General features: G+C 59.3%; 25 protein-coding genes. 11 read left to right on the top strand and 14 right to left on the bottom strand.

What is annotated here, in order from left to right; genetic code table 11:
* The first annotated feature begins 22 nt into the window (after nucleotides 1-22).
* From rodA to EQV90_RS03745, 8 genes are all read left to right on the top strand, one after another.
* A complete protein-coding gene (rodA, locus tag EQV90_RS03780; protein ID WP_165439601.1) occupies nucleotides 23-1,126 on the top strand; it encodes a rod shape-determining protein RodA in 1,104 nt (367 codons plus the stop codon).
* A 5-nt stretch (nucleotides 1,127-1,131) separates the two neighbouring features.
* Nucleotides 1,132-2,154, top strand: coding sequence for a lytic murein transglycosylase B (gene mltB / locus EQV90_RS03775; protein WP_177413000.1), 1,023 nt, complete (start codon nucleotides 1,132-1,134; stop codon nucleotides 2,152-2,154).
* A complete protein-coding gene (locus EQV90_RS03770) occupies nucleotides 2,154-3,140 on the top strand; it encodes a septal ring lytic transglycosylase RlpA family protein (protein WP_160626705.1) in 987 nt (328 codons plus the stop codon). The genes mltB and EQV90_RS03770 overlap by 1 nt, the downstream gene beginning before the upstream one ends.
* Nucleotides 3,141-3,315: 175 nt before the next feature.
* The gene (locus tag EQV90_RS03765; protein WP_003444180.1) at nucleotides 3,316-4,473 is read left to right on the top strand and encodes a D-alanyl-D-alanine carboxypeptidase family protein; all 1,158 of its coding nucleotides are present in this window, start codon (nucleotides 3,316-3,318) and stop codon (nucleotides 4,471-4,473) included.
* Between the two features lie 78 nt (nucleotides 4,474-4,551).
* The gene (locus EQV90_RS03760; RefSeq protein WP_003444178.1) at nucleotides 4,552-4,827 is read left to right on the top strand and encodes a DUF493 domain-containing protein; all 276 of its coding nucleotides are present in this window, start codon (nucleotides 4,552-4,554) and stop codon (nucleotides 4,825-4,827) included.
* Entirely contained in the window at nucleotides 4,827-5,474 is a 648-nt protein-coding gene (gene lipB, locus EQV90_RS03755; RefSeq protein WP_003444175.1) for a lipoyl(octanoyl) transferase LipB, read from the top strand. Before EQV90_RS03760 ends, lipB begins: the two co-directional genes overlap by 1 nt.
* A 49-nt stretch (nucleotides 5,475-5,523) precedes the next feature.
* Nucleotides 5,524-6,516, top strand: coding sequence for a lipoyl synthase (gene lipA / locus EQV90_RS03750; RefSeq protein ID WP_162232807.1), 993 nt, complete (start codon nucleotides 5,524-5,526; stop codon nucleotides 6,514-6,516).
* Nucleotides 6,517-6,520: 4 nt separating this feature from the next.
* Nucleotides 6,521-7,465 carry an LD-carboxypeptidase gene (locus tag EQV90_RS03745; RefSeq protein WP_010655475.1) on the top strand — a complete coding sequence of 315 codons (945 nt, stop codon included), beginning with the start codon at nucleotides 6,521-6,523 and terminating at the stop codon, nucleotides 7,463-7,465.
* A 17-nt stretch (nucleotides 7,466-7,482) separates the two neighbouring features.
* Here EQV90_RS03745 and EQV90_RS03740 read toward each other — a convergent pair whose 3' ends face one another.
* The 5 genes from EQV90_RS03740 to leuS all read right to left on the bottom strand — a co-directional run bounded on the left by EQV90_RS03740 (nucleotide 7,483) and on the right by leuS (nucleotide 13,467).
* Nucleotides 7,483-8,793 carry a lytic murein transglycosylase gene (locus EQV90_RS03740; RefSeq protein ID WP_003444168.1) on the bottom strand — a complete coding sequence of 437 codons (1,311 nt, stop codon included), beginning with the start codon at nucleotides 8,791-8,793 and terminating at the stop codon, nucleotides 7,483-7,485.
* Nucleotides 8,794-8,843: 50 nt separating this feature from the next.
* Complete coding sequence (gene arfA / locus EQV90_RS03735) at nucleotides 8,844-8,993, bottom strand: alternative ribosome rescue factor ArfA (protein WP_003444166.1); 150 nt, start codon at nucleotides 8,991-8,993, stop codon at nucleotides 8,844-8,846.
* Nucleotides 8,994-9,083: 90 nt separating this feature from the next.
* Nucleotides 9,084-10,121: a DNA polymerase III subunit delta gene (holA, locus tag EQV90_RS03730; protein ID WP_003444164.1), complete on the bottom strand. Its 1,038-nt coding sequence runs from the start codon at nucleotides 10,119-10,121 to the stop codon at nucleotides 9,084-9,086.
* Nucleotides 10,122-10,164: 43 nt separating this feature from the next.
* Nucleotides 10,165-10,770: an LPS assembly lipoprotein LptE gene (gene lptE, locus EQV90_RS03725; RefSeq protein ID WP_240877761.1), complete on the bottom strand. Its 606-nt coding sequence runs from the start codon at nucleotides 10,768-10,770 to the stop codon at nucleotides 10,165-10,167.
* Nucleotides 10,771-10,860: 90 nt separating this feature from the next.
* Entirely contained in the window at nucleotides 10,861-13,467 is a 2,607-nt protein-coding gene (gene leuS, locus EQV90_RS03720; protein ID WP_240877760.1) for a leucine--tRNA ligase, read from the bottom strand.
* A 233-nt stretch (nucleotides 13,468-13,700) separates the two neighbouring features.
* Between leuS and EQV90_RS03715 the strand changes: the two genes are divergently transcribed.
* Both EQV90_RS03715 and EQV90_RS03710 read left to right on the top strand, forming a co-directional pair.
* Nucleotides 13,701-13,988 carry a hypothetical protein gene (locus EQV90_RS03715; RefSeq protein ID WP_003444155.1) on the top strand — a complete coding sequence of 96 codons (288 nt, stop codon included), beginning with the start codon at nucleotides 13,701-13,703 and terminating at the stop codon, nucleotides 13,986-13,988.
* A 151-nt stretch (nucleotides 13,989-14,139) separates the two neighbouring features.
* Nucleotides 14,140-14,901: a YdcF family protein gene (locus tag EQV90_RS03710; protein WP_240877759.1), complete on the top strand. Its 762-nt coding sequence runs from the start codon at nucleotides 14,140-14,142 to the stop codon at nucleotides 14,899-14,901.
* Nucleotides 14,902-15,029: 128 nt separating this feature from the next.
* Here EQV90_RS03710 and lnt read toward each other — a convergent pair whose 3' ends face one another.
* The 5 genes from lnt to miaB all read right to left on the bottom strand — a co-directional run bounded on the left by lnt (nucleotide 15,030) and on the right by miaB (nucleotide 20,419).
* Nucleotides 15,030-16,553 carry an apolipoprotein N-acyltransferase gene (lnt, locus tag EQV90_RS03705; RefSeq protein WP_003444151.1) on the bottom strand — a complete coding sequence of 508 codons (1,524 nt, stop codon included), beginning with the start codon at nucleotides 16,551-16,553 and terminating at the stop codon, nucleotides 15,030-15,032.
* Nucleotides 16,554-16,574: 21 nt separating this feature from the next.
* The gene (locus tag EQV90_RS03700; RefSeq protein ID WP_003444149.1) at nucleotides 16,575-17,414 is read right to left on the bottom strand and encodes an HlyC/CorC family transporter; all 840 of its coding nucleotides are present in this window, start codon (nucleotides 17,412-17,414) and stop codon (nucleotides 16,575-16,577) included.
* 38 nt (nucleotides 17,415-17,452) lie between these two features.
* On the bottom strand, nucleotides 17,453-17,914 hold the full coding sequence (gene ybeY / locus EQV90_RS03695; RefSeq protein WP_240877758.1) for an rRNA maturation RNase YbeY: 462 nt from the start codon (nucleotides 17,912-17,914) through the stop codon (nucleotides 17,453-17,455).
* Nucleotides 17,907-18,926 (bottom strand): PhoH family protein, encoded by a 1,020-nt coding sequence (locus tag EQV90_RS03690; RefSeq protein ID WP_003444145.1) that lies wholly within the window; start codon nucleotides 18,924-18,926, stop codon nucleotides 17,907-17,909. Before EQV90_RS03690 ends, ybeY begins: the two co-directional genes overlap by 8 nt.
* A 164-nt stretch (nucleotides 18,927-19,090) precedes the next feature.
* Nucleotides 19,091-20,419 (bottom strand): tRNA (N6-isopentenyl adenosine(37)-C2)-methylthiotransferase MiaB, encoded by a 1,329-nt coding sequence (gene miaB / locus EQV90_RS03685; RefSeq protein ID WP_003444143.1) that lies wholly within the window; start codon nucleotides 20,417-20,419, stop codon nucleotides 19,091-19,093.
* Nucleotides 20,420-20,539: 120 nt separating this feature from the next.
* Between miaB and EQV90_RS03680 the strand changes: the two genes are divergently transcribed.
* Entirely contained in the window at nucleotides 20,540-20,866 is a 327-nt protein-coding gene (locus tag EQV90_RS03680) for a DUF1820 family protein (protein ID WP_003444141.1), read from the top strand.
* 41 nt (nucleotides 20,867-20,907) lie between these two features.
* Here EQV90_RS03680 and EQV90_RS03675 read toward each other — a convergent pair whose 3' ends face one another.
* From EQV90_RS03675 to EQV90_RS03660, 4 genes are all read right to left on the bottom strand, one after another.
* Complete coding sequence (locus EQV90_RS03675) at nucleotides 20,908-21,456, bottom strand: tetratricopeptide repeat protein (RefSeq protein ID WP_003444140.1); 549 nt, start codon at nucleotides 21,454-21,456, stop codon at nucleotides 20,908-20,910.
* A gap of 223 nt (nucleotides 21,457-21,679) precedes the next feature.
* Nucleotides 21,680-22,963 carry a glutamate-1-semialdehyde 2,1-aminomutase gene (gene hemL, locus EQV90_RS03670; protein ID WP_003444137.1) on the bottom strand — a complete coding sequence of 428 codons (1,284 nt, stop codon included), beginning with the start codon at nucleotides 22,961-22,963 and terminating at the stop codon, nucleotides 21,680-21,682.
* A 31-nt stretch (nucleotides 22,964-22,994) separates the two neighbouring features.
* Complete coding sequence (gene thiE / locus EQV90_RS03665; RefSeq protein WP_160626709.1) at nucleotides 22,995-23,618, bottom strand: thiamine phosphate synthase; 624 nt, start codon at nucleotides 23,616-23,618, stop codon at nucleotides 22,995-22,997.
* Nucleotides 23,619-23,634: 16 nt separating this feature from the next.
* A complete protein-coding gene (locus EQV90_RS03660) occupies nucleotides 23,635-24,432 on the bottom strand; it encodes a hydroxymethylpyrimidine/phosphomethylpyrimidine kinase (protein WP_240877757.1) in 798 nt (265 codons plus the stop codon).
* Nucleotides 24,433-24,675 lie beyond the last annotated feature (243 nt).

Raw genomic sequence — 24,675 nt, 5'->3', positions numbered from 1 at the left:
CATCCTCTCCAGTGAGGACGTGATGCGTCGACGTGCCACGCTGCTGCAGCGTTTGCATATCGATGGTCCGCTGCTGATTCTGCTCCTGACCCTGGCTGCGGGCAGTCTGTTTGTACTCTATTCGGCCAGCGGTAAAAGCTGGGACTTGCTGAGCAAACAGGCAACATCCTTCGGCATCGGCCTGGTGTCGATGTTTATCATCGCCCAGCTCGAACCCCGCTTCATGGCGCGCTGGGTGCCGGTGGGCTACCTGGTCGGGGTGATGCTGCTGGTGGTGGTGGATGTCATGGGCCACAACGCCATGGGCGCTACGCGCTGGATCAACATACCGGGGGTCATTCGCTTCCAGCCCTCGGAGTTCATGAAGATTCTGATGCCGGCGACCATCGCCTGGTATCTGTCCAAACGCACGCTACCGCCACAACTCAAACACGTGGCAGTCAGTTTGCTGCTGATCGGCATTCCCTTTGGTCTGATCGTGCGTCAGCCCGACCTCGGCACCGCGCTGCTGGTTCTGGCGGGCGGCGCGTTCGTGCTGTTTATGGGTGGCTTGCGCTGGCGTTGGATTATCAGCGTGTTGGCGGCGGCCGTGCCGGTGGCAATTGCCATGTGGTTTTTCATCATGCATGACTACCAGAAGCAGCGAATCCTGACCTTTCTCGATCCTGAGAGCGATCCGCTGGGCACGGGCTGGAACATTATCCAGTCCAAGGCTGCCATCGGTTCGGGCGGGGTCTTCGGCAAGGGCTGGCTGCTGGGAACCCAGTCGCACCTGGATTTTCTGCCTGAGAGTCACACCGACTTCATCATTGCGGTGATGGGGGAGGAGTTCGGTCTGGTGGGTATCTGTGCACTGTTGTTGATCTACCTGTTGTTGATTGGTCGGGGCCTGGTGATTACCGCCCAGGCGCAGACGCTGTTCGGCAAATTGCTGGCGGGCAGCCTGACCATGACGTTTTTTGTTTATGTTTTCGTCAACATCGGTATGGTCAGTGGCCTGTTACCGGTGGTGGGCGTGCCATTGCCGTTCATTAGTTACGGCGGAACTTCGCTCGTGACGCTGCTGTCAGCGTTTGGGGTTTTGATGTCGATCCACACTCATCGCAAGTGGATCGCACAAGTTTGATTAAGGTGAAGAATTCAATGCAAGTAATGCGTGGCTGGGCCGCTCGATACGCGTCCTGGATGGGCCTGCTGGGTCTGTTCGGGGCAGCGCAGGGCGCGGTGGCCGGCGACTATGAAGGCTCGCCCCAGGTGGCTGAGTTTGTCGGTGAAATGACTCGCGATTACGGGTTTGCCGGCGAGCAGCTGATGGCCGTGTTCCGTGATGCCGAGCGCAAGCAAAGCATCCTCGATGCGATCTCGCGTCCGGCCGAGCGGGTCAAACAGTGGAAGGAATACCGCCCGATCTTTATCTCTGACGCCCGTGTGGCACGGGGTGTGGATTTCTGGCGCGAGCACGAAGCCGTGCTGGCCCGTGCCGAAAAGGAGTATGGGGTTCCGGCCCAGGTCATTGTGTCGATTATCGGTGTCGAAACCTTTTACGGGCGCAACACCGGTAGCTATCGGGTGATTGATGCGCTGTCGACCCTGGGTTTTGACTACCCGCCGCGCGCCGAGTTTTTCCGCAAGGAGTTGCGTGAATTTCTGCTGCTGACCCGCGAAGAACAAGTCGATCCGCTGAGCCTTAAGGGCTCTTATGCCGGGGCCATGGGGTTGCCGCAGTTCATGCCGAGCAGCTTTCGTGCCTACGCAGTGGACTTCGACGGCGATGGCCACATTAATATCTGGAGCAATCCGGACGACGCCATCGGCAGTGTTGCCAGTTACTTCAAGCGTCACGGCTGGGTGGCCGGTGAACCGGTGGTGGTGCGTGCCGACGTACAGGGCGACAGGGCAGATGAAGGCTTGACCCAGGGCATCGAACCGGTCAAAACCGTCGGGGAGTTGCGAGCGCTGGGCTGGTCGGGTCATGATGCGCTGCCGGACGACCTGCCGGTCACGGCGTTCCGTCTTGAAGGCGTCAATGGCCCTGAATACTGGATGGGCCTGAAGAATTTTTATGCGATCACGCGCTATAACCGCAGCGTGATGTACGCCATGGCAGTGCATCAACTGTCCGACTTGCTGGTTCAAGCACGGGGCAACAAGTAATGCCGTTTCTAGCAATCCGCACACCTCTTAAACTCGCAACCTGCGCCGCTATTGCGCTGCTGGTGGTGAGCTGCACCAGCAGTCGTCCGAACAGCCCGCAAAAGCCGACGGCCGTTGTTTCCAAACCGGGGCTGGACATCAACCGTGCCCACAAGGACGGTGCGCCGTGGTGGGACGTCGATGTTTCGCGCATCCCGGACGCGACGCCGACCCTGCACTCCGGTCCTTACAAGGCCGCGCCGTACTCGGTGCTGGGCAAGACCTACTTCCCGATGCAAGAGTCCAAGACCTACGTGGCCTCGGGCACGGCGTCCTGGTACGGCACCAAGTTCCATGGCCAGAACACCGCCAATGGCGAGGTTTATGACCTGTACGGCATGAGCGCGGCGCACAAGACCCTGCCACTGCCCAGCTATGTCAAGGTAACCAACCTGGATAACGGCAAGGCCGTGGTATTGCGGGTCAACGACCGTGGCCCGTTTTATTCGGACCGCATCATCGACCTGTCCTACGCAGCCGCCAAGAAACTGGGCTATGCCGAAACCGGCACCGCACGGGTCAAGGTTGAAGGCATTGACCCGCAAGCCTGGTGGGCGCAACGTGGGCGCCCGGCGCCATTGATGCTCAATGAGCCGAAAGTGGCCCAGAACACCGCCCCGACAGTGACGACCGGCAAGGTCGAGCAATGGACGCCGCCAGCCCAGCAGCATGCCGCCGATGTCGTGCCGGTCAATCCGATGGTCAAAGGCCAGGGCACGTATTTGCAGGTTGGCGCTTTTGCCAATCCGGATGCCGCCGAGTTGCTTCGTTCCAAACTCAGTGGCATGGTCAGCGCTCCCGTGTTCATCAGCTCGGTTGTGCGTAATCAACAAACCTTGCACCGCGTTCGCATGGGGCCGATTGCCTCGGTAAATGAAGTGCAGCAGACACAAAACAGCGTGCGACTGGCCAATTTGGGCCAGCCGAGCGTTGTGACCGATCAGTAACACCGGTTAAAGCGTTGTGCCTCCAGGCCTGGGGGCGCAAACGCAGTTGCAAGGGCCAAGAACAAAAGCCCTTCGAGGGGCAGGTTTGCAACTGAATACGCGACAGCCAGTCAAACGGCTGTCAGAACAGTTTTGCCCGCGAGGGTAAGTTTCCATTAACAATTTCGAGAGACGGATGAACATCACCACCTTTGCCAAACGCCTGTGCCTGCTTGTCCCGCTGATCATCACCCCGGCTGCCTGGGCAGTCGAGATGATGCCGTCGCCGCCACAACTGGCTGCCAAGGCCTATGTCCTGATGGATGCCAACAGCGGTAACGTGCTGGTTGAAAACAACGGCGACCAGCGTCTGCCGCCGGCCAGCCTGACCAAGCTGATGACCGCTTACATCGCGACCCTGGAAATCCGTCGCGGCCAGATCGGCGAGAACGATCCGGTAACTGTCAGCGAGAACGCCTGGCGCACCGGTGGTTCGCGGATGTTCATCAAGGTAGGTACCCAGGTTTCGGTCAGCGACCTGCTGCACGGGATCATCATCCAGTCGGGTAACGATGCCAGCGTAGCCCTGGCCGAGCACATTGCCGGCAGCGAAGATGCGTTCGCCGACATGATGAACAAGACCGCCGGTGAGTTGGGCATGACCAACAGCCACTTCATGAACCCGACCGGCCTGCCGAACCCGGATCACTATTCGTCTGCCCACGACATGTCGTTGCTGGCACGCGCGATCATCCACGAAGATCCGACTCACTACGCGATCTACTCGCAGAAAGAGTTCTTCTGGAACGGTATCAAGCAGCCTAACCGCAACCTGTTGCTGTGGCGCGACAAGACCGTTGATGGTCTGAAAACCGGTCACACCGACGAAGCCGGCTACTGCATGGTGTCTTCGGCTGTTCGCGATGGCATGCGTCTGATTGCTGTGGTATTCGGTACCAACAGCGAAGCGGCACGTGCTGCTGAAACCCAGAAGCTGCTGACCTACGGTTTCCGTTTCTTCGAAACCCAGACCTTCTACCAGAAGGGTGTTGAACTGGCTCAGGCTCCTGTCTGGAAAGGCACCACCAATCAGGTCAAAGCCGGTCTGGCTGAAGATTTGACCCTGACCCTGCCTAAAGGCCAATTGAAAAAGCTGGCTGCAAGCATGACCATGAATCCTCAGCTGATGGCGCCTATTGCCAAAGGCGACGTGATCGGCAAGGTTGAAGTCAAACTTGACGACAAGGTCGTGCACAGCGCTGACCTGATTGCACTTGAGCCTGTCGAGGAAGGTGGTATTTTCCGACGCGTATGGGACAGCATCCGTCTATTCTTTTACGGCTTGTTCAACTGATTGCACTCACCTGTATGACCCCGCGCTTACCCTGCGCGGGGCACGTATGTAGTTCTGGGCTTACGAGGCCGATACGCCATGACCGATACCGAAGTAAAGGCGCCAAAGATCGAATTTCCGAACGTTGATTATCCGGTTAAGGTGATCAGCGACACGGGTGTGGGCAATAAGGACAAGATCATCGATATCGTGAAAAAGCACGCGACGGTAAACGATGATCGTGTTGACGAGCGCCAGAGCACCAATGGCAAGTACACCACGATCCAGTTGCACATCGTTGCGACCGATCAGGACCAGCTGTACAACATCAACAGCGAACTGCGAGCCACCGGCTTCGTGCACATGGTGCTTTGATGTCGCAGGTGCTGGGTATTCGCGAGCTGGGTGTGGCCGACTATGAGTCCACCTGGCTGGCGATGAAGCACTTTACCGACGGTCGCGACAAGCACACGGCGGACGAAGTCTGGCTGGTGCAGCATCCGCCGGTATTTACCCAGGGGCAGGCAGGCAAGGCCGAACATCTGCTGCTGCCGGGGGATATCCCGGTGGTCAAGTCCGACCGCGGTGGCCAGGTGACCTACCACGGTCCCGGGCAGCTGGTCGCATACCTGATGCTCGACGTACGGCGCCTCGGTTTTGGCGTACGTGATCTGGTTACCCGGATCGAGCATTGCCTGATCGACCTGCTCGCCAGCTACGGCGTGACCGCCGCAGCCAAACCTGATGCGCCAGGGGTGTATGTTGAGGGGGCTAAAATCGCCTCCCTGGGCCTGCGAATTCGCAATGGCTGCTCTTTCCACGGCCTGGCACTGAATGTGGACATGGACCTGGAACCGTTTCGACGGATTAACCCCTGTGGCTATGCGGGGCTGGCGATGACCCAGTTGCGTGACCATGCAGGGCCGATTGAATTTGCCGAGGTAGGTGCCCGGCTGCGTACGCAGCTCGTCAAACACCTCGACTATGCTGAGCAGACGACCCTTACGGGCGGAATTGATTGATATGACTACTGCGCAAGACGCTGTTCAAACCCTGATCCCTACGCTGGATATCTCAGAACGTGTGGCCCGTGCGAACGAGGCCCGTTCCAAGGTCGAGACCGGCGTTAAATTGCGCGGTGCCGAGAAGGTTGCGCGTATCCCGGTAAAAATCATTCCGACCACCGAGCTGCCGAAGAAACCGGACTGGATTCGCGTGCGCATCCCGGTCTCGCCGGAGGTCGACCGCATCAAGGCGCTGCTGCGCAAGCACAAGCTGCACAGCGTGTGCGAAGAAGCATCCTGCCCGAACCTGGGCGAATGCTTCTCGGGTGGTACCGCGACCTTCATGATCATGGGTGACATCTGCACCCGTCGCTGCCCGTTCTGCGACGTTGGCCACGGCCGGCCGAAGCCGCTGGACGTGAATGAACCGCAAAGCCTGGCGATTGCCATCGCTGACCTGGGCTTGAAGTACGTGGTGATCACCTCGGTAGACCGTGACGACCTGCGTGATGGCGGTGCCCAGCACTTTGCCGACTGCATCCGCGAAATCCGCAAGTTGTCGCCAAACGTGCTGCTCGAGACCCTGGTGCCCGATTACCGTGGCCGAATGGATGTGGCACTGGAAATCACTGCTGCCGAGCCGCCTGATGTGTTCAACCATAACCTCGAAACCGTGCCGCGCCTGTACAAGGCTGCACGTCCGGGTTCTGACTATCAGTGGTCGCTGACCTTGCTGCAGCGCTTCAAGCAAATGATGCCGCACATCCCGACCAAATCCGGCCTGATGCTGGGTCTGGGCGAGACGGACGAAGAAGTCATTGAAGTGATGAAGCGCATGCGCGAACACGACATCGACATGCTGACCCTGGGCCAGTACCTGCAACCGTCGCGCAGCCACTTGCCGGTACAGCGTTTCGTGCACCCGGACGTATTCGCCTGGTTTGCCGAAGAAGGCTACAAAATGGGCTTCAAAAACGTGGCGTCGGGCCCTCTGGTACGTTCGTCGTACCACGCCGACGAACAGGCCAAGCTGGTCAAGACCATGTTGGTAGGCGCCTGACTCCATGAATAGCCGGCTCACCGCGCAGGTGTCTTACAAGGCCCACAGCGCGGTGCCCGCGCTTCCCGCTGGCGGGGTGATCGCCCTGATCGCCCCGGCAGGTCCCGCCGAACTGGATCTCGAACTCGCCACCCAATGGATGGCCGCACGCGGCTATCAGCTTCGGGTATTGCCGGGGGTGTGGGAAAAGGATGGCTATCTTGCAGGTTCAGACGCTGTTCGCTTGCGTGATTTGCACGATGCGTTTGCGGATGAAAGTGTTGATGCCATTTTCTGTTTGCGCGGTGGCTATGGCAGCCCGCGCCTGCTGGCAGGTATCGATTTTGCGTTGCTGCGCCGCAACCCCAAGCCTTTTGTGGGGTACAGCGACATCACCGCGCTGCATCTGGCGATCACCCGTTATGCAGGCTTCGTGACCTTTCACGGGGCAATGCTGAACGCCGATTTGCTGGGTAACAAGCTGGAGCCGACCGAGTCCGGTTTATGGCAGATGTTGAGCGGGCAGCAATCGCCCGTCCTGGAGCATCCGCCAGCCTTTGCCCTGACCACCCTGGCCCCGGGCAGTGCCAGCGGCCGCTTGCTGGGCGGCAACCTGTCGATGATCTGCGCCACCATCGGTTCAGCGTTTGAGCTGGACGATGAAGGCATCATTCTGTTTATCGAAGACGTCAACGAGCCTCTGTACCGGGTCGATCGCCTGCTTACGCACTTGCGTCTGGCAGGTAAGCTGAATCGGCTGCGTGGTGTTCTGGTGGGGGATTTCGCCGGGGTTGATAGCGTGGCGCTGCACCGGCTGCTCCAGCAGGAGCTGGGGCCTTTGGGCATACCGGTACTGGCTGGCTGGCGCAGCGGGCATTGCAATCCAAACCTGACATTGCCACTGGGGGCTCAGGTCAGGCTGGATGCGGACCAACAGCAGTTGGTGCTCGAACAGCCAGTTGTAACCTGACCCTTACCCCTTCGCACCTACTGGCGCAAACTCTCCAGCAACTTGTGACTCGGGTAGCCGTCTGCCGGCCAGCCCAGGGCTTGCTGTGCGCTGCGGATTGCTTTGCGGGTGTTGGCACCAATGATGCCATCGGCATTGCCGGCATCGTAGTTGCGCTGGCTGAGCAGGGTTTGCAGCTCGACACGCTCGGAACGGCTCAGCGGTCGCTCATCTTTTGGCCACTCGCCCAAAATAACCCCGCCGCCGTTGAAGCGCTCGGACAACAGGCCCACGGCCAGTGCATAGGACGATGAATTGTTGTAGCGCAGAATGGCGCGGAAGTTATCCAGCACCAGGAAGGCCGGGCCCCGGTAACCGGCAGGCAGTAGCAGGGTGGCACTCAGCTGTTCGGAGCCGGCAGGCAAGGTGGCGCTGCCTGTCAGTGAAACGCCCAGTTTCTGCCATTCGCCGACGCTTTTTCTGATCGCGCCATCAGCCAGTGCATAGTCGAAACCGGCGGGCAGTCTGACTTCAAAACCCCAGGGCTGGCCTTGCTTCCAGCCGGAGCTCTGCAAATAGTGGGCAGTCGATGCCAGGGCATCCGCCGAGCTGTTCCAGATATCCCGACGGCCGTCACCATCGAAATCCACTGCGTGGGTTTCATAGGTGGTCGGAATGAACTGGGTCTGGCCCATGGCGCCGGCCCAGGAGCCGAGCATCTTGTCGGGGGTTACATCGCCTTCCTGGATGATCTTCAGTGCGGCGATCAGTTGGCTCTGCGCAAATTCCGGACGGCGACCTTCGTAGGCCAGGGTGGCCAGTGAGCGAATCACTGACTTATTGCCCTGGAACGTACCGAAGTTGCTTTCCATGCCCCATACCGACACCAGGGCCTGGCGATCAACGCCATAACGCTGCTCGATCTGGCTCAGCAGTTCGGCGTTTTGTTCCAGCAGGCGCTGGCCATTACGCACGCGCAACGGCGATAGCGCGCCATCGAGGTATTCCCACACCGGACGGCTGAACTCGGGCTGGCTGCGGTCGGCCTTGATCACGCTCATGTCGGGGGTGAGGCCGCTAAAGGCGTTATCGAACACCTCGGGGCGGATCCCGGCCTTGAGTGCCTGCTCGCGGAAGTTGGCTTGCCACTCGCTGAAGCTTTGGGCGGGGGCAATGACGGGCATGTCGGCGATGGCCACACCAGGGGTCGCCACGGGAGCGGCGGGTGTGACAGGCAGAGGCTGAGCATCGGCTGCGGTGGGCTTTTCTGCGCAGGCGACTAGAAGAATGACGCTGGAAGCAGCGATCAGTTGGCGCATCGGCCAACCACGTTTATGACTTAGGGGCATGCGCAGGTCCAGGTAATGCAAAACAGATGCAGACCTTATCATCCCCGCCGTCAGGCAGCCAGAAAGTAAAAAGCCTCCCGGTCTCTCGACTGGAAGGCTTCGCGGCGGTAGCTGCCTTTGCCTTTGGCGGGGCGTTCCTGGCGGCTGCGGAACAAGGGTTGGGCGACGATGGATTTGGCCTTGTTGGGGCGCTTGCTCATGGCATTTGCTCTCGCTTGGTTTGAACAGACGCAAATCATCGGCCAGATTTTTTGCGTTGTCCAGTACCGTCAAAGCCAGCTCCCGCAGGATTATTCCGCAGGTAGATTCAGTCGTTGCCCACACATCAGCAGTGTTAATCGACTCAGGCTGCTCCAGGCGGACCCGCCTGCCTGCCCCTTGATTTGTGCATCGATGCGTTGCGCGTCCATCAGCAGTTGTGCCCAGCGTTGCGCTGAATAGCGTTGCAGGGCTTTGCTCATCAACGGTTTGCGCTTGTCCCAGACGGGCGGTCGGGCCTGGCTGAAGGCTTTGTCCAGCGGGATGCCCTGGCTGTATTGCAGCGCAATATTGGCCAGCACCCGGAGTTCGCGGGCCAGTGCCCACAAGATGACCGGCGGCTCAACACCCTCACCGCGCAGGCCTTCGAGCATGCGCAGGGCGTGGGCTGCCTCGCCATTGAGTACGGCATCGACCAGGCCAAACACATCAAACCGCGCGCTGTCAGCCACTGCAGCCTGTACGGTTTCGACGGTGATCTGGCCTTCTTCAGCCATCAGCTTGAGCTTTTCGACTTCTTGCGCGGCTGCCAGCAGGTTGCCTTCGACCCGTGCCGCAATCAGTTCGACTGCGTCCTGGCTGGCGGACAGGCCCGCCTGAGACAAGCGCTGGCGAATCCATTGCGGCAACTGACTGGCATCCACTGGCCAGATCTGTACGAACTGGGTTTGTGGGCCCTCGATCAGTGCTTTGCCCCATTTGGTCTTCTGTGCGCTGCCATCGAGCTTGGGCAGGCTGACGAGCAATAAAGTGTCTTCGGCAGGGCGCGAGCAGTATTCGATCAGGGCAGCTGCGCCTTTGTCTCCGGGCTTGCCCGAAGGCAGGCGCAGTTCCAGCAGACGCTTTTCGGCAAACAGCGACATGCTGGCGCCCGCTTGCAACAACGAACCCCAGTCAAAACTGGCGTCGGCGCTGAAAACCTGGCGCTCATCGAAACCTTGCTGGCGTGCAGCGCTGCGAATGGCATCGGCCGCTTCCTGGCACAGCAGCGGGTCATCGCCGCTGACGATGTAGACCGGGGCAAGGCTGCCTTGCAGGTGTTTGGCGAGTTGGGCGGGGGCGAGTTTCATAGGGGCTTGATAGATAGCGGGGCGCCTGAGCGCCCCGTATGCCTTACTGGTTTTGCAGTTCGAGTGGCGACTGTTGAGGGGTTGCCTCTTGAGCCTTGCGTGCAGCGTCGAGGGCTGCGGCCTCGGCCCGGGCCTTCTGGTCAGCGACCTTTTGCAGATCGGCCAGGCGTTCTGGTGTCAGTTGCTCAAGACGCAGGACCATTTGTTGCACGAGATCGCGGCGCATTTCCTTGCGAGCCATTGCTGCTTCCTGGGCGGAACCGGTGATGTTGCTCGGGTCCTGCAGGTAAATCTTGTGCACTTCTAGCTTGTTGTTGAGCAATGCCAGATTGTTATTACCCTGAATCTCGTAGTTAAGTACGTTCGTCAGTTCATATTCGACCGAGTTACCGGTACCGGCGTAGCTGGCTGCTCGCTGGGATTCTTGTTCGTTGGTCAGTATCAGTTTGTAAGGTGCGCTGGCGGTGATTTTAACGCCGCTGTTTTCCAGCGTCTGGCGCAGCTCGCGCACAGTATCGCCGTAAGCGTTACGCGCGGTGAGATCAAGCTCGGTGATTGTCAGCTGATTGGTGCCGGTACCGCGCAGCTGGAAGCCGCAGGCACTCAACAGAACAGCGAGACCCATCACCAGCAAATTGCGTTTGATCATGTGTAGCTCCCCTTGAAACCAGATAGGCCGACTGAGCGGCCCTGAAGGTTTTATTGGGCGCCCGCACTGGGGGCGGGCGCCTGTTCCAATTTAGCTGGCGACGATATTGACCAGTTTGCCTGGCACAACGATCACTTTGCGGATCGTCAGGCCTTCGGTAAAGCGCAGCACGTTTTCGTTGGTGCGGGCAGCCGCCTCAACGTCTTCACGGCTGGCGCCGGCCGGCATCTCGATATGACCGCGCAATTTGCCATTGACCTGGATAACCAGCTGCAAGGTGTCTTGAACCAGTGCATTTTCGTCCAGCGTCGGCCATGGCGCGTCGATGACTGCACCGGCGTGGCCCAGTTGGTTCCACAGCTCATGGCTGATGTGCGGCGTGATGGGGGCCAGTACCAATGCAACTGTCTCAAGGCCTTCCTGCAGCAAGGCGCGATCCTGTTCGGTGGCTTGTGGTGCTTTTTCGAGCACGTTCATCACGGTCATCACCTGGGCGACGGCAGTGTTGAATTTGTGATGCTGACCGACATCCAGGCTGGCTTGCTTGATGGCCTGGTGGATAGCGCGACGGATTACTTTTTGCCCGTCGTTCAGGGTAGCGATGTCCAGTGCTTGCGGCAGGCCCTGGCCAACGTGGGCGTGAGCCAGGCGCCATACGCGCTTGAGGAAACGGTGTGAACCTTCAACACCCGAATCCGACCACTCCAGGCTGGCGTCAGGCGGCGATGCAAACATCATGAACAGGCGGCAGGTATCGGCGCCGTATTGTTCGATCATGGATTGCGGGTCAACGCCGTTGTTCAGCGACTTGGACATTTTCTGCGTGCCGCCGATTTCCACCGGCAGGCCGTCGCTCTTCAGCGTGGCGCCGATGATCTTGGCCTTGGCGTCACGTTCGATGACAACGTCGTCAGGGTTGAAGAAGTCCTTGCCGCCGTTGTCCAGCGTACGGAAGTAAGTGTCGGCGATCACCATGCCCTGGGTCAGCAGGTTCTTGAACGGCTCGTTGGAGCTCACCAGGCCTTCGTCGCGCATCAGCTTGTGGAAGAAGCGTGCATAAAGCAGGTGCAGGATGGCGTGTTCGATACCGCCAATGTACTGATCAACCGGTAGCCAGTGGTCAGCCGCCGACTTTTCAACCAGGCCGCCTTCATAGTGGGGCGAGGCGTAGCGGGCGTAGTACCACGACGACTCGACGAAGGTGTCCATCGTGTCGGTTTCGCGTTTGGCCGGTGCGCCGCATTTAGGGCAGCTGCACTCGTAGAACTCAGGCATGCGCGCCAATGGAGAGCCGGCGCCATCGGGCACGACGTCTTCCGGCAGCACGACAGGCAACTGGTCTTGTGGTACCGGAACGTCACCGCAGGTATCGCAGTGCACGATCGGGATCGGGCAGCCCCAGTAACGTTGGCGGCTGATGCCCCAGTCGCGCAGGCGGAACTGGGTGCGGGATTGACCCAGGCCTTTGGCGGTCAGGGCCGCTTCCATGGCGTCGAATGCAGCCTGGAAGTCCAGACCGTCGAATTCGCCGGAATTGATCAGGAGGCCGTGTTCGTTATAAGCCGCTTGCCACGGAGCCGGTGTCTCGTCGCCAGCGCTGGTGCGAACAACCGGCTTGATCGGCAAGTTGTACTTGGTGGCGAATTCGAAATCGCGCTCGTCATGTGCCGGAACAGCCATGACTGCGCCATCGCCGTAATGCATCAATACATAGTTGGCGACCCATACCGGGAGCTTTTCACCGGTCAGCGGGTGCTTGACGAACAGCGGGGTTGGCAGGCCCTTTTTCTCCTGGGTCGCCATGTCGGCTTCGGCAACACTGCCGCCCTTGCATTCAGCGATGAACGCTTGCAGCTCGGGATTGCCTTGTGCAGCCTGGGTCGCCAGCGGGTGCTCGGCAGCCACGGCCACGTAAGTCGCGCCCATCAGGGTGTCTGGACGGGTGGTGAAAACTTTGAGCGTACCCGCTTCGCCGATGGAGTCGACGTCGTAGGGGAGCTGCACTTCCATGCCGCGGGATTTGCCAATCCAGTTGCGCTGCATGGTTTTGACCTGCTCCGGCCAGCCGGGCATGTCATCGAGGCCTTCAAGCAGTTCATCTGCGTAGGCAGTGATCTTGAAGTAGTACATCGGGATTTCGCGCTTCTCGATCACCGCGCCGGAACGCCAGCCGCGGCCGTCGATCACTTGCTCGTTGGCCAGAACGGTCTGGTCAACCGGGTCCCAGTTCACGGTGCCGTTTTTACGATAGATCACGCCTTTTTCGAACAGGCGAGTGAACAGCCATTGTTCCCAGCGGTAGTAATCGGGCTTGCAGGTAGTGATTTCCCGGGACCAGTCCACAGCCAGGCCGAGACTGCGCAGCTGGGTTTTCATGTAGGCAATGTTTTCGTAGGTCCACTTGGCCGGCGCGACGTTGTTCTTCATCGCGGCGTTTTCGGCAGGCATGCCGAAGGCGTCCCAGCCCATGGGCTGCAGGACGTTTTTGCCAAGCATGCGCTGGTAACGGGAGATCACGTCACCGATGGTGTAGTTACGCACATGCCCCATGTGTAGCTTGCCGCTTGGGTACGGGAACATCGATAGGCAGTAGTAGGTTTCCTTGCCTAGATCTTCGCTGACTTCGAAGGACTTTTGGTTGTCCCAGAATGATTGGGCGGCGGCTTCTATTTCACGGGGCTGATATTGTTCGTGCATGGCTACTTGTACTAATAAAGGGTGGCCTAATCCTCTTCAACTTATACCGGCTATTGTGTTGCCCGGTCAGGTTGGAGCAGGGGTTACAGGAAGTCCCGTAGCATACATGACCCCACTCTATCGAGGGAAACCCTGATTGCCTCATCACTCCGTTGGTCGCAGCAGCACGCTGGTTTTTGAAGCGCAGCTAAACTCTGCGAGGGGAAGAACTATTTCCTTAATGAGGTGAACGGATGGCAGAGACGCAACGCAAAGCTATAAAAACGCAGGTGTATGAGCGGCTGATTGATCGTTTGAGTGTGGCTCTTGATTCAGCAAACACGGCAGTTCGATTACGAGACGAACGTCCTGTCGAGCTGGAACTGCGTGGTTTGAGTCGTGCCGAGTTGGAGTTGATCAACGTCTATTTGAACCGGATCGGGCGTGAGGCTGATGGACGCTCGCAAGGCAGCATGAACGAACGGGATACCCGCCCCAAGGCCAAGGTCATCTGGCTGAAGGACAGGGTACAGGGAGTATAGGGGCACTCGGCGTTTCGGCCGGCCCATGATGCAAGCTGTGTCACGACACAGGTACCCTCGGTATGACGTAACAGGTGTTTGAGTTTTTGACCTGCCCTGTTGATGCGTCGCTTTAACCCCCTTAGGCTTCGGGCATCTGTGGAGATGCCCGATGCCTATTCGATATTTCGTTAAACAACTTCTTTTACCCCCCGGAATTCTCTTGCTGTTGCTGGTGCTCGCCTGGTGGCTACGTAGCACCCGTCCGCGGCTGGCCGGCGTGCTGTTTGCATTGGGGGTAGGCGGTTTGTGGCTGATGAGTTTGCCGGTGGTCGTGCAATGGGGCGCCCGCGCGATCGAGCGTGAGCCGGCATTGGCCGCCAGCGAATGGTCGACCCTGGCCGGGCGTGCGGATGCCATTGTGGTGCTCGGCTCCGGACGCGAGCGGGGTGACCCTGCATGGGGCAGCGACCAGCCCACGGCAATGGGCCTGGAGCGCCAGCGTTATGCCGCCCGGCTGGCCAAGGCTTCGGGTTTGCCGGTATTGACCACGGGTGGCCTGCATTACGGCACACCGCCCAGTGAGGCGCAGATGATGGCGGACTCGTTGCGCGATGATTTCGGGGTGCAAGTACGCTGGAAGGAAGAGCAAAGCCGGACCACGTGGGAAAACGCACAGATGACGGCCGACATCCTTCTGGCGCAAGGCATCAAGCGGGTAGTGGTGGTCACCCAAGCCTGGCATATGCCGCGTTCGGTGTGGAGTTTTCAACAGGCAGGGTTTGAGGTAGTGCCGGCCCCGGTCGGTTTCTTCAGCGCTGATAGCGAGAGACCGCTGGGTGGCTGGATGCCAGAGTACAAATCGTTCTGGCAGTCCGGGCTGTTGCTTAATGAAGCGGTGGGGCAGATTGCCTACCCCTGGTTGTATCGCTGACTGCACAGTGTTTTTTTGCGGGAGCTGGCTTGGCAGCGTACAGGAAATTCGATTTACCCTGCCGGCTGTGGCGACTCCATCGCTGACAAGCCGGCTCCCACAATATTCCTTTTAGCTGTGCTTGCGCATCACACCGTCTTGGCAATCCGGCTGGTGATCAGTGCCCAGCCTAACAGCAGGCCGCACAAAATGATCAGTGGCCATGAGCGCCATTGCAGATAAGGCGTGAGGTTGTGCATCGGCACCACTTCGCCGTACATGATGCCGCGCTCGAATTGCGGAATTTGTGTGGTGATTTGCCCGTTCGGGTCAATCAGTGCAGTGACACCATTGTTGGTTGCCCGAATCATCCAGCGCCCGGCCTCAAGCGCGCGCATTTGCGCCATCTGCAGATGTTGCAGCGGACCAATCGAGGTGCCGAACCAGGTGTCGTTGCTGATGGTCAACAAAATATCGCTCTGGGCGGCAAGGCCGGCCACGAATTCCGGGTACACCACTTCATAGCAAATCAGCGGCGCGATCTGATAGCCCTTGGCTTGCAGCATGGCCTGGTCGGCCGGGCCGCGAGCAAAGTCGGACATCGGCAGATCAAAGAACGCAATGACCCCGCGCAGCACGTCCTGAAGCGGAACGTATTCGCCAAACGGCACCAGCTTCTGCTTCAGATAGCTGCCATCCCCCTCGCCAACGGCGGTGATACCATTGAAATAGCGCGATTCATGGCGCACTTCCTGGCGAATCGGCACGCCGGTAATCAGCGCTGAATTCCGCTCGGCAGCAAAGCGGCTCATCATGCTCAGGAAGCCTTCGGCGTTCTCCTTGAGCACCGGGACCGCTGTTTCTGGCCAGATAATCAGGTCGGCCCGTTTAGAGCTGAATGTCATGTCGCGGTACAGCGCCAGCTGTGCATCAAGCTGTGCCGGGTCCCATTTCATGCTTTGTTCGATGTTGCCCTGAATCGCCGCAACACTCAGCGGGTCACCCGAGGGGCTGGTCCAGGCGTGATGCTTGAGCGCCATGCCGATGCCCCACGGACCGATCAGCAGCGCGGCGCCGGCAACCACAAAGGCTTTGTTTTTGGCCTTGATCAGGCGTGGCAGGTTGCACAACAAGGCTGCGGTCAGTGCCAGAGTGAAGGAAATCAGCCACATGCCTCCCAGCGGGGCAAGCCCGGCCAGAGGTCCGTCAAGTTGGCTGTAACCCGAATAGAGCCAGGGGAAACCGGTGAGGAACCAGCCGCGAAAGGCTTCCTGGACCACCCACAGCGCCGCAAACGCCAGCGTGTCTGCCAGTGGAGCTTCATTGCGCCGGATCCAGCGTGCCCAGATCCAGGCTGGCAGGGCGAAGAACCAGGCAATTGCCGCCGTAAAGGCCAGCATCAACAGTCCCGCCAGCAGCACGGATGCGCCACCAAAGTGGTGAATGCTGTAGTAAATCCAGCTGGTGCCGGCGCCGAAGAGGCCAAAGCCATAACACCAGCCACGGCCCAGCGCCTGTTTTGGCGACAGGTCGCGCAGACCGAGATAGAACAGGGCCAGGGCTACCAGTGCCAGTGGCCAGATATCGAAGGGGGCCAACGCCAGGGTTGTCAGTGCGCCGGCCACCACGGCCAGCAAGTTACCGGGCCAGCCGGGGGGTGTTATCCAGCGCATTTCAATCCTTAGGGTTTGGGTTTAGCGGGCAATAGGCGTCAGACGAATCAAATGAATCCGGCGGCTGTCAGCATTCAGGATGCGGAAGCGGTAAGGACCTATTTCAGTGATTTCGTTGCGTTTTGGCAAGTGCCCGAATGCACTCATGACCAGGCCGCCCACGGTATCGAATTCATCGTCGGAGAATTCGCTGTCGAAGAACTCGTTGAAGTTCTCGATGGGGGTCAGGGCCTTGATCAGGAAGTCGCCGCTGGGCAGCGGTTTGATATAGCTGTCTTCTTCAACATCGTGCTCGTCTTCGATATCGCCGACGATTTGCTCCAGCACGTCTTCAATCGTCACCAGACCGGCCACACCGCCGTATTCGTCAATCACGATGGCCATGTGGTTATGGTTGGCGCGGAACTCGCGCAACAGTACGTTAAGGCGCTTGGACTCAGGGACAAAGGTCGCCGGACGCAGCAAATCCTTGATGTTGTACTTGTCGCCGTTCTCTTGAAGGATCAGCGGCAGCAGGTCTTTGGCCAGGAGGACGCCCAGGACGTCGTCGTGACTTTCGCCGATCACCGGGTAGCGCGAGTGCGCCGCATCGATGATCGCCGGGAGAAACTCGCGGGGTGTCTGGGTCGCCTTGATGCTGATCATCTGCGAGCGCGGAACCATGATGTCCCGTACCTGCAGGTCAGCCACCTGGATGGCGCCTTCGACGATGGCCAGTGCTTCACTGTCCAGCAGTTTGTTCTGGTGTGCTTCGCGCAGCAGCTCAAGCAGCTCCTGGCGGTTTTTCGGCTCATGGGCAAAGGCCTGGGTCAGTTTACCTAACCATGACTTTTGCCCGTTGCTCGATCGGTCTTCGCTCATAGCGATTTACTCGTATCCCTTGGTAGTTTTAGTGGGTGTTAATCAGCTTCGTCGTCTGCATAGGGGTCAGGGTGACCCAGCTCTGCAAGCAACGTTCGTTCCAGCGCTTCCATCTCTTCGGCTTCTTCATCTTCTATATGGTCGTAACCCAGAAGATGCAAGCAGCCGTGAATCACCAGGTGAGCCCAGTGGGCGTCCAGCGCCTTGCCTTGCTCTGCCGCTTCGCGCTCAACCACCGCAACACAAATCACCAGATCACCGAGTAACGGAATATCCAGGAATTCGTCTGGCACGTCGGCCGGGAAGGACAGAACGTTGGTTGTGTAGTCTTTCTGGCGCCAGGTGCGATTGAGTTCACGGCCTTCGGCTTCGTCGACCAGGCGAATGGTCATTTCCGAGTCGGCAGTACGTTGGCGCAAAGCCAGTTCGCACCATTGGCGGAACCGGGCTTCGTCGGGGGCAGGCGCATCAGTGGCCCGTTGCAGGTCAAGCTCAAGCATCGCGGCGGTAATCCTTTGCAGCGGGCAGTGCGGCCAGCTTGTCTGCAGCTTCCTGTTCATAGCGCCCGTAGGCTTCTACGATGCGCTGCACCAGAGGATGGCGCACGACATCTTTGGACTGGAAGTGGGTGAAACTGATGCCCGGTACATCCTTGAGCACTTCGATGACATGGTTGAGCCCGGACTTGGTGCCTTTTGGCAGGTCAATCTGGGTAATGTCACCGGTGATCACGGCGGTAGAGCCGAAGCCGATACGGGTCAGGAACATTTTCATTTGCTCGACGGTGGTGTTCTGGCTTTCGTCGAGAATGATGAAGCTGTTGTTCAGCGTGCGACCGCGCATATAGGCCAGGGGCGCCACTTCAATGACCTGGCGTTCGATCAGCTTGGCCACATATTCAAAGCCCAGCATCTCGTACAGCGCGTCATACAGCGGGCGCAGATACGGGTCGATTTTTTGCGACAGGTCGCCGGGCAGGAAGCCGAGCTTTTCGCCCGCTTCGACCGCCGGGCGCACCAGCAGGATGCGGCGGATTTGCTCGCGCTCCAGAGCATCCACGGCACAGGCCACGGCCAGGTAGGTCTTGCCGGTACCGGCCGGGCCAATGCCGAAGTTGATGTCGTTGCCCAGGATTTCTTTGACGTAGCGCTGCTGGTTGATGCCGCGAGGGCGAATCATGCCCTTTTTGGTGCGCAAAGCGATGCTGGCTTCAGCCACCGGGTTGCTGTCCAGGTCTTCTACTGCTGATTCTTGCAGGAACAGATGCACCATGTCCGGCGAAAGCTCGGAAGCCTTGGTTTCGCGGTACAGGCGGCGCAGCAGGTTTTCTGCGGAGGAGGTCAGTTTGGGGTCGCCGATCAATTCGAATTGATTGCCGCGATTGCGGATTTCGATCGTGAGACGTTGTTCGATCAAGCGCAAATGCTCGTCGAATTGTCCGCACAGATTGGCGAAGCGGCGAGCCTCAAAAGGCTCAAGGAGAAAACGATGTGGTTCGATGGGTGCGTTCAAGGTCGTATTTAGCCGCCCTTAGGCAATTGAGATGAGTTGAAGGATAACGCTAGCAGACCTCGTACGAAAGGACTTCGCTAAATGTTTGACCTTCATTGCAGGAGCGAGCTTGCTTGCGAGCTTTTGAAAGCCAGCAGCTCGCTCCTGCATTATGGAAGGGTTGCTTAATTCAGCAGCGAGCCCCGCAGCGAGTGAGGCTGGGCGGCATCGATGTGTACGTCGGCAAATTGCCCGATCAGTTGCGGGTTGTCGCAGCGGAAGTTGACGATACGGTTGTTCTCGGTTCGGCCTTGCAGTTCACCGGGGTCTTTCTTCGAGTAGTCGGTGACCAGGATCCGCTGGGTTGAACCCACCATCTGTCGGCTGATCTCGAAACCCTGCTGATTCAGGCGATGTTGCAGCGCGTTCAGACGCTCTTTTTTACGCTCCTCCGGCGTCTCGTCAGCCAGGTCAGCCGCCGGAGTACCGGGGCGCTGGCTATAGACAAAGGAGTAAGAGAAGTCGAAGCCGACGTCTTCGATCAGCTTCATGGTCTGTTCGAAATCTTTTTCGGTTTCGCCGGGGAAGCCGACAATAAAGTCTGAGCTGATGCAGATGCCCGGTACCGCAGCGCGTAACTTGCGCAGCTTGGACTTGTACTCCAGCGCCGTATGGTTGCGCTTCATCGCAGAGAGAATGCGGTCCGATCCCGACTGCACCGGCAAGTGCAGGTGTTTCACCAGTTCCGGCACCTCGGCGTGGGCCTGGATCAGGCTGTCGGAGAACTCCAGCGGGTGCGAGGTGGTGTAACGAATGCGCTCGATGCCGTCGATCGCCGCCACTACGCGAATCAGTTCGGCAAGGTCCGCCAGGCGGCCGCCTTCGGTCAGGCCGCGATAGCCATTAACGTTCTGACCCAGCAGGGTCACTTCACGTACGCCGTTTTCAGCCAGGTGCAGGACTTCAGCCAGCACGTCGTCGAACGGGCGGCTGACTTCTTCGCCGCGGGTGTAGGGCACCACACAGAACGTGCAGTACTTGCTGCAGCCTTCCATCACCGAGACGTAGGCGCTCGGGCCGTCGATGCGGGGCTCCGGCAGGTGGTCAAACTTTTCTATTTCCGGGAACGAAACATCGACCTGCGGCAGCTTGGTGAGGCGTGCGGCGTCGATCATTTCAGGCAGGCGGTGCAAGGTCTGCGGGCCGAAAACCACGTCGACATAGGGGGCGCGATCACGGATCGCCGCGCCTTCCTGGCTGGCGACACAACCGCCCACGGCAATCACCATGTCGGGATTGGCCAGTTTCAACTCGCGCCAGCGGCCCAGCTGCGAATACACGCGGTCCTGGGCCCGTTCCCGGATCGAGCAGGTGTTAAGCAGGATGACATCAGCGTCTTCAGCGCGCGCTGTGACTTCCAGGGCCTGATGTTCACCCAGCAGGTCGACCATGCGCGAGCTGTCGTACTCATTCATCTGGCAACCGTGGGTTTCGATGTAAAGCTTCTTGGCCATGGGTGTTCATCAAGTGATTCAAAGAACCGCACATTATAGGGGGCATGGCCGCTGCTTCCTAGGGTGGCTATGCTATAGTTTGCGCCCTCTTTTTTATCCTTAGATGTTTACCCGCCCACCATGACCAAACGTGAAGCTCCAATCTACAAGGTGATTTTCCTCAACCAGGGCCAGGTGTTCGAAATGTACGCCAAGCAGATCTATCAAAGTGATCTGTGGGGTTTCCTGGAAGTAGAGGAATTCGTCTTCGGGGAGCGTACGCAAATGGTCGTCGATCCGAGCGAAGAAAAGCTCAAGGCTCAGTTTGAAGGTGTTGTGCGCAGCTTTGTGCCAATGCACTCGATTGTGCGCATCGACGAGGTTGAGCGCCTGGGTACGCCTAAGATCAGCGAAGCACGTGGCATGAGCAACGTGATGCCGTTTCCGTTTCCGATGCCGGAGAAGTAGGGCTCAGGAACCTGTGCCGGCCCTGGAGTGTTGCGGGCAGGTCAGGGTAGCGGTGAGAACGGCGAGCGTCCGTCGGCCGATTGCAGTTCCAGCAAGTACTTGCGGAAAATCTGTCCCAGCACCTGGGTCGCGGTTTCGAGTTGGTCGCGGGGCATTTGCTCCGCCACCAGGTCGGCAGTGTCCAGTGCATCTTCGGCGCCATTGACGGCCGCCATTTTCAGCACGATATACGCCTGAATGTTATTGGCCGGTACGCCTTCGCCCTTGTAGAACATGGTGCCGAGCTGGAACTGGGCCATGGCGTGGCCTTGCAGCGACGCTTGCTCGAAGTAGCTCAGAGCCTTGTTGAGGTCGCGCGGGGTGTTTTTACCGTCGTAATAGAACTCGCCTAACTCGTATTCGGCTTCTGCATCCCCGTCTTTTGCCGCAGCTTCGCATGCAGCCAATGCCTCAGCCAGGTCTTCTGGTTGAGTATTCAGGGTGCAGCGACCCATTGCTGGGATCAACAACGAGTTACCGCCTGCCTGGACAAGCAGCGGCTGTAGGAGCAACAGGCAGCCCAGAGCAAGGGCGCGGCCGGTGCGGTTCATGGGAATCGACGTACCTCTGAAAGGCGGGCAAGCCCGGCCATGGGATGTATAGGCGCGCATTATGAAATAAGCGGAGGCAACCTTACAAAGTCTTTACTCGTTTTTCTGCTGCCTGAGCGCGATATCCATTGATTTAAGACGATTTTGGACAGGCGGCATAAACGAATGAGCCATAACCGGGATAAAAAACCGGCAAGGGGCTAAACCCTGCCGGTTTTGCGGGTTACTTCAGCGCGGCAAATGCGCGTTCCGCAGCATCCAGTGTCAGTTGCAACTCGGCATCGCCATGGGCGATCGAGGTGAAACCTGCTTCAAAGGCACTCGGCGCCAGGTACACGCCCCCTTCGAGCATCAGGTGGAAGAAGCGTTTGAACAGGTCGGCATCGCTGGCCATGACGTCTTCGAAGGTGACGATGTCATCGGCGCTGCTGAAGTACAGGCCAAACATGCCTCCTGCCTGGGTTGTAACAAATGGAATGCCGGCGGCATCGGCACGTTGCTGCAAGCCGTCGAGCAGGCGGGTGGTGTAGTCGCTCAGCTCGGCGTGGAAGCCCGGACGGCTGATCAGGCGCAGCGTGGTCAGGCCCGCAGCCATGGCCAGCGGGTTTCCGGACAGGGTGCCGGCCTGGTACACCGGGCCCAGTGGCGCGATGTGCTGCATGATTTCGCGCTTGCCGCCGAAGCAGCCTACTGGCATGCCGCCACCAATGATTTTGCCAAAGGTGCTCAGGTCCGGGGTTACGCCGTAATGGGCTTGGGCACCGCCCAGGGCGACGCGGAAACCGGTCATCACTTCGTCAAAAATCAATACCACGCCGTGTTTGTCACACAGGCTGCGCAAACCTTGCAGGAAGCCCGGAGCAGGTGGCACGCAGTTCATGTTGCCGGCCACCGGCTCGACAATGATGCAGGCCACGGTGTCGCCGACTTCGCTCAGCAGCTGTTCAACCGCGTCGATATCGTTGAAGGCAGTGGTCAGGGTGTGTTTGGCGAAGTCTGCAGGAACCCCGGCCGAACTCGGTACGCCTTGGGTCAGTGCGCCGGAACCGGCCTTGACCAGCAAGCTGTCCGAGTGCCCGTGATAGCAGCCTTCAAACTTGAGAATGTTGTCTCGACCGGTAAAACCGCGGGCCAGACGAATGGCGCTCATGGTGGCTTCGGTGCCGGAGCTGACCATGCGCACCATTTCCATCGACGGCACAATCGAGCACACCAGATCGGCCATTTCGGTTTCCATGGCCGTCGGAGCGCCGTAGGACAAACCGTGCTCAAGTTGCGCCCGTACCGCATCCAGCACGTCCGGGTGGCTGTGGCCCAGAATCATCGGGCCCCACGAGCCGACGTAATCCACGTAGCGCTTGTTGTCTTCGTCGGTGACGTAGGCGCCTTCGGCGTGCTTGAAGAACAATGGAGTGCCGCCCACGCTTTTGAATGCACGGACAGGCGAGTTAACGCCGCCCGGAATGTGTTTTTGGGCGTTGGCAAACAGGGTTTCGGAACGAGACATGATGGGCTCTCTCTGAATCAGGATTCGGTATTTAAATGCGTAGCAAAGTGTTGAAGGCGCGAGCGCGGCGGGTCACTTCCCGGGTGCTGTCAGCACCAAACAGGCCGTGTACCACTGCCAGCAAATCGGCGCCGTGCTCCACCAGTGGCGCTGCGTTTTCCAGGGTGATGCCGCCAATCACACAAATCGGCAGGGCCAGTCGCGAGCGTGCCTGATCAAGCACGTCCAGGGTCGCGGTGGGAGCCCCGGGTTTGGTGCTGGAATTGAAGAAGCGGCCGAAGGCGACATAACTCGCGCCTTCCCCGGCGGCCTGCTCGGCCAGTTCAACCTGACTGTGGCAAGTGGCGCCAATGATCGCCTGTCGGCCCAGCAGGGCACGGGCGGGTGTCAGCGGGCCATCGGTCTGTCCGAGGTGCACGCCGACGCCAAGGCGCGCCGCCAGCTCGGCATCATCATTGATGACCAGGTGCGCCTTGTAGCGCTCACATAAAGTGCGCAAGGCCTCGGCTTCGCGAAGGCGGCGGGCGTCGTCGCTGCTTTTGTCGCGATATTGCAACAGCGTCAGCCCGCCATCGAGGGCCGCCTCGACAAAAGGCAGCAGCTTGCCAGCCAGCAGCTGGCTGTCAGTGATTGCATACAGGCCGCGCAGGGTCATAGGTCGAGCCTCATGGTTACGAACAGAAGTCCAGCGGCAAGCGACGCGGGACAAACTGTCCCTGCCCCAGCTGCTCGGCATCACGCAACGTGCGCCACGTGTAATTGAGTGCGGTTTCAACTGCGCTGACCAGATTTTCGCCGATGGCCAGGCGCCCGGCCAGGGTGCTGGCCAGGGTGCAGCCCGAGCCGTGATAGCTGCCAGGTAAACGATGGCAGGTAAAGGTGTGACGGCTGCCGTCGCGGCTGTAGAGGCGGTTATGGACTTCGTGTTCATCGCCGTGTCCGCCGGTGATGAGCAGGTGCTGGCAAAAGGGCAGCAGCTTTTCGGCGCATTCATCGGCGCTGCCGTCGGGCAGTTCGGCGAGGATGCGGGCTTCGGGGAGGTTCGGCGTGGCGATGGTGGCCAATGGCAGCAGACGCTCGCGCATGGCATAGCCCACTTCGTCCTTGCCCAGTCGTCCGCCACCGCCGGCCCGCAGCACCGGGTCACAGACCATCGGCAAGTGCGGGTTGGCCTGAAGCAGTTCGACCACGGTGTCGACCATTTCCAGTGAGCCGAGCATGCCCAGCTTGACGGCCGCAACCGTGGAGTCGCTGAGCACGGCATTGGCCTGGGCCAGTACCCACTCGCGATCCAGCACGCGGAAATCGCTGACATTGACGGTATTCTGCACAGTCAGGGCGGTGACCACGGGAGCGGCATGACAACCTTGAACCAGCAGGGCTTCGATATCTGCCTGCAAGCCGGCACCCCCACTGGGGTCATGGCCGGAGAGACAGAGGACAACGGGGCGAGAACTGTAGATATTCATGGTGCGCGAGCTTACCACCAAACGCTTTTTTGGGGCGGCTTGCTCCGCGTCGGTCATCTGGCAGCCAGCAGATTTCATTTGCCGGAAAAAACATCCGGATAAACCGCGCCATGTCCTCTGTAATGGCCGTAATAGAGACTTCGCTCATATTTTCACGGTGATGTGCATCTGCCACTAATGGCTATGCTAGAGTGACGTCAAATTAATAACAGGTCGTCGGGTCGACGTGCTCTCCAAGGGAAC

It is taken from the genome of Pseudomonas sp. TMW22089 (genome assembly GCF_022496645.1).
In the GTDB taxonomy this organism is placed as follows: Bacteria; Pseudomonadota; Gammaproteobacteria; order Pseudomonadales; family Pseudomonadaceae; genus Aquipseudomonas; species Aquipseudomonas paraversuta.
The sequence above is the reverse complement of the archived record's forward strand: the minus strand, read 5'-3'. Positions and strand labels throughout refer to the sequence as shown.

What these genes read in the sequence shown, in the direction of transcription:
- rodA (WP_165439601.1), top strand. Translation starts at nt 23, where the DNA reads ATGCGTCGACGTGCCACGCTGCTGCAGCGTTTGCATATCGATGGTCCG.
- EQV90_RS03770 (WP_160626705.1), top strand. Translation starts at nt 2,154, where the DNA reads ATGCCGTTTCTAGCAATCCGCACACCTCTTAAACTCGCAACCTGCGCC.
- EQV90_RS03765 (WP_003444180.1), top strand. Translation starts at nt 3,316, where the DNA reads ATGAACATCACCACCTTTGCCAAACGCCTGTGCCTGCTTGTCCCGCTG.
- EQV90_RS03760 (WP_003444178.1), top strand. Translation starts at nt 4,552, where the DNA reads ATGACCGATACCGAAGTAAAGGCGCCAAAGATCGAATTTCCGAACGTT.
- lipB (WP_003444175.1), top strand. Translation starts at nt 4,827, where the DNA reads ATGTCGCAGGTGCTGGGTATTCGCGAGCTGGGTGTGGCCGACTATGAG.
- EQV90_RS03745 (WP_010655475.1), top strand. Translation starts at nt 6,521, where the DNA reads ATGAATAGCCGGCTCACCGCGCAGGTGTCTTACAAGGCCCACAGCGCG.
- EQV90_RS03740 (WP_003444168.1), bottom strand. Translation starts at nt 8,793, where the DNA reads ATGCCCCTAAGTCATAAACGTGGTTGGCCGATGCGCCAACTGATCGCT.
- arfA (WP_003444166.1), bottom strand. Translation starts at nt 8,993, where the DNA reads ATGAGCAAGCGCCCCAACAAGGCCAAATCCATCGTCGCCCAACCCTTG.
- holA (WP_003444164.1), bottom strand. Translation starts at nt 10,121, where the DNA reads ATGAAACTCGCCCCCGCCCAACTCGCCAAACACCTGCAAGGCAGCCTT.
- lptE (WP_240877761.1), bottom strand. Translation starts at nt 10,770, where the DNA reads ATGATCAAACGCAATTTGCTGGTGATGGGTCTCGCTGTTCTGTTGAGT.
- leuS (WP_240877760.1), bottom strand. Translation starts at nt 13,467, where the DNA reads ATGCACGAACAATATCAGCCCCGTGAAATAGAAGCCGCCGCCCAATCA.
- EQV90_RS03715 (WP_003444155.1), top strand. Translation starts at nt 13,701, where the DNA reads ATGGCAGAGACGCAACGCAAAGCTATAAAAACGCAGGTGTATGAGCGG.
- EQV90_RS03710 (WP_240877759.1), top strand. Translation starts at nt 14,140, where the DNA reads ATGCCTATTCGATATTTCGTTAAACAACTTCTTTTACCCCCCGGAATT.
- lnt (WP_003444151.1), bottom strand. Translation starts at nt 16,553, where the DNA reads ATGCGCTGGATAACACCCCCCGGCTGGCCCGGTAACTTGCTGGCCGTG.
- EQV90_RS03700 (WP_003444149.1), bottom strand. Translation starts at nt 17,414, where the DNA reads ATGAGCGAAGACCGATCGAGCAACGGGCAAAAGTCATGGTTAGGTAAA.
- ybeY (WP_240877758.1), bottom strand. Translation starts at nt 17,914, where the DNA reads ATGCTTGAGCTTGACCTGCAACGGGCCACTGATGCGCCTGCCCCCGAC.
- miaB (WP_003444143.1), bottom strand. Translation starts at nt 20,419, where the DNA reads ATGGCCAAGAAGCTTTACATCGAAACCCACGGTTGCCAGATGAATGAG.
- EQV90_RS03680 (WP_003444141.1), top strand. Translation starts at nt 20,540, where the DNA reads ATGACCAAACGTGAAGCTCCAATCTACAAGGTGATTTTCCTCAACCAG.
- EQV90_RS03675 (WP_003444140.1), bottom strand. Translation starts at nt 21,456, where the DNA reads ATGAACCGCACCGGCCGCGCCCTTGCTCTGGGCTGCCTGTTGCTCCTA.
- hemL (WP_003444137.1), bottom strand. Translation starts at nt 22,963, where the DNA reads ATGTCTCGTTCCGAAACCCTGTTTGCCAACGCCCAAAAACACATTCCG.
- thiE (WP_160626709.1), bottom strand. Translation starts at nt 23,618, where the DNA reads ATGACCCTGCGCGGCCTGTATGCAATCACTGACAGCCAGCTGCTGGCT.
- EQV90_RS03660 (WP_240877757.1), bottom strand. Translation starts at nt 24,432, where the DNA reads ATGAATATCTACAGTTCTCGCCCCGTTGTCCTCTGTCTCTCCGGCCAT.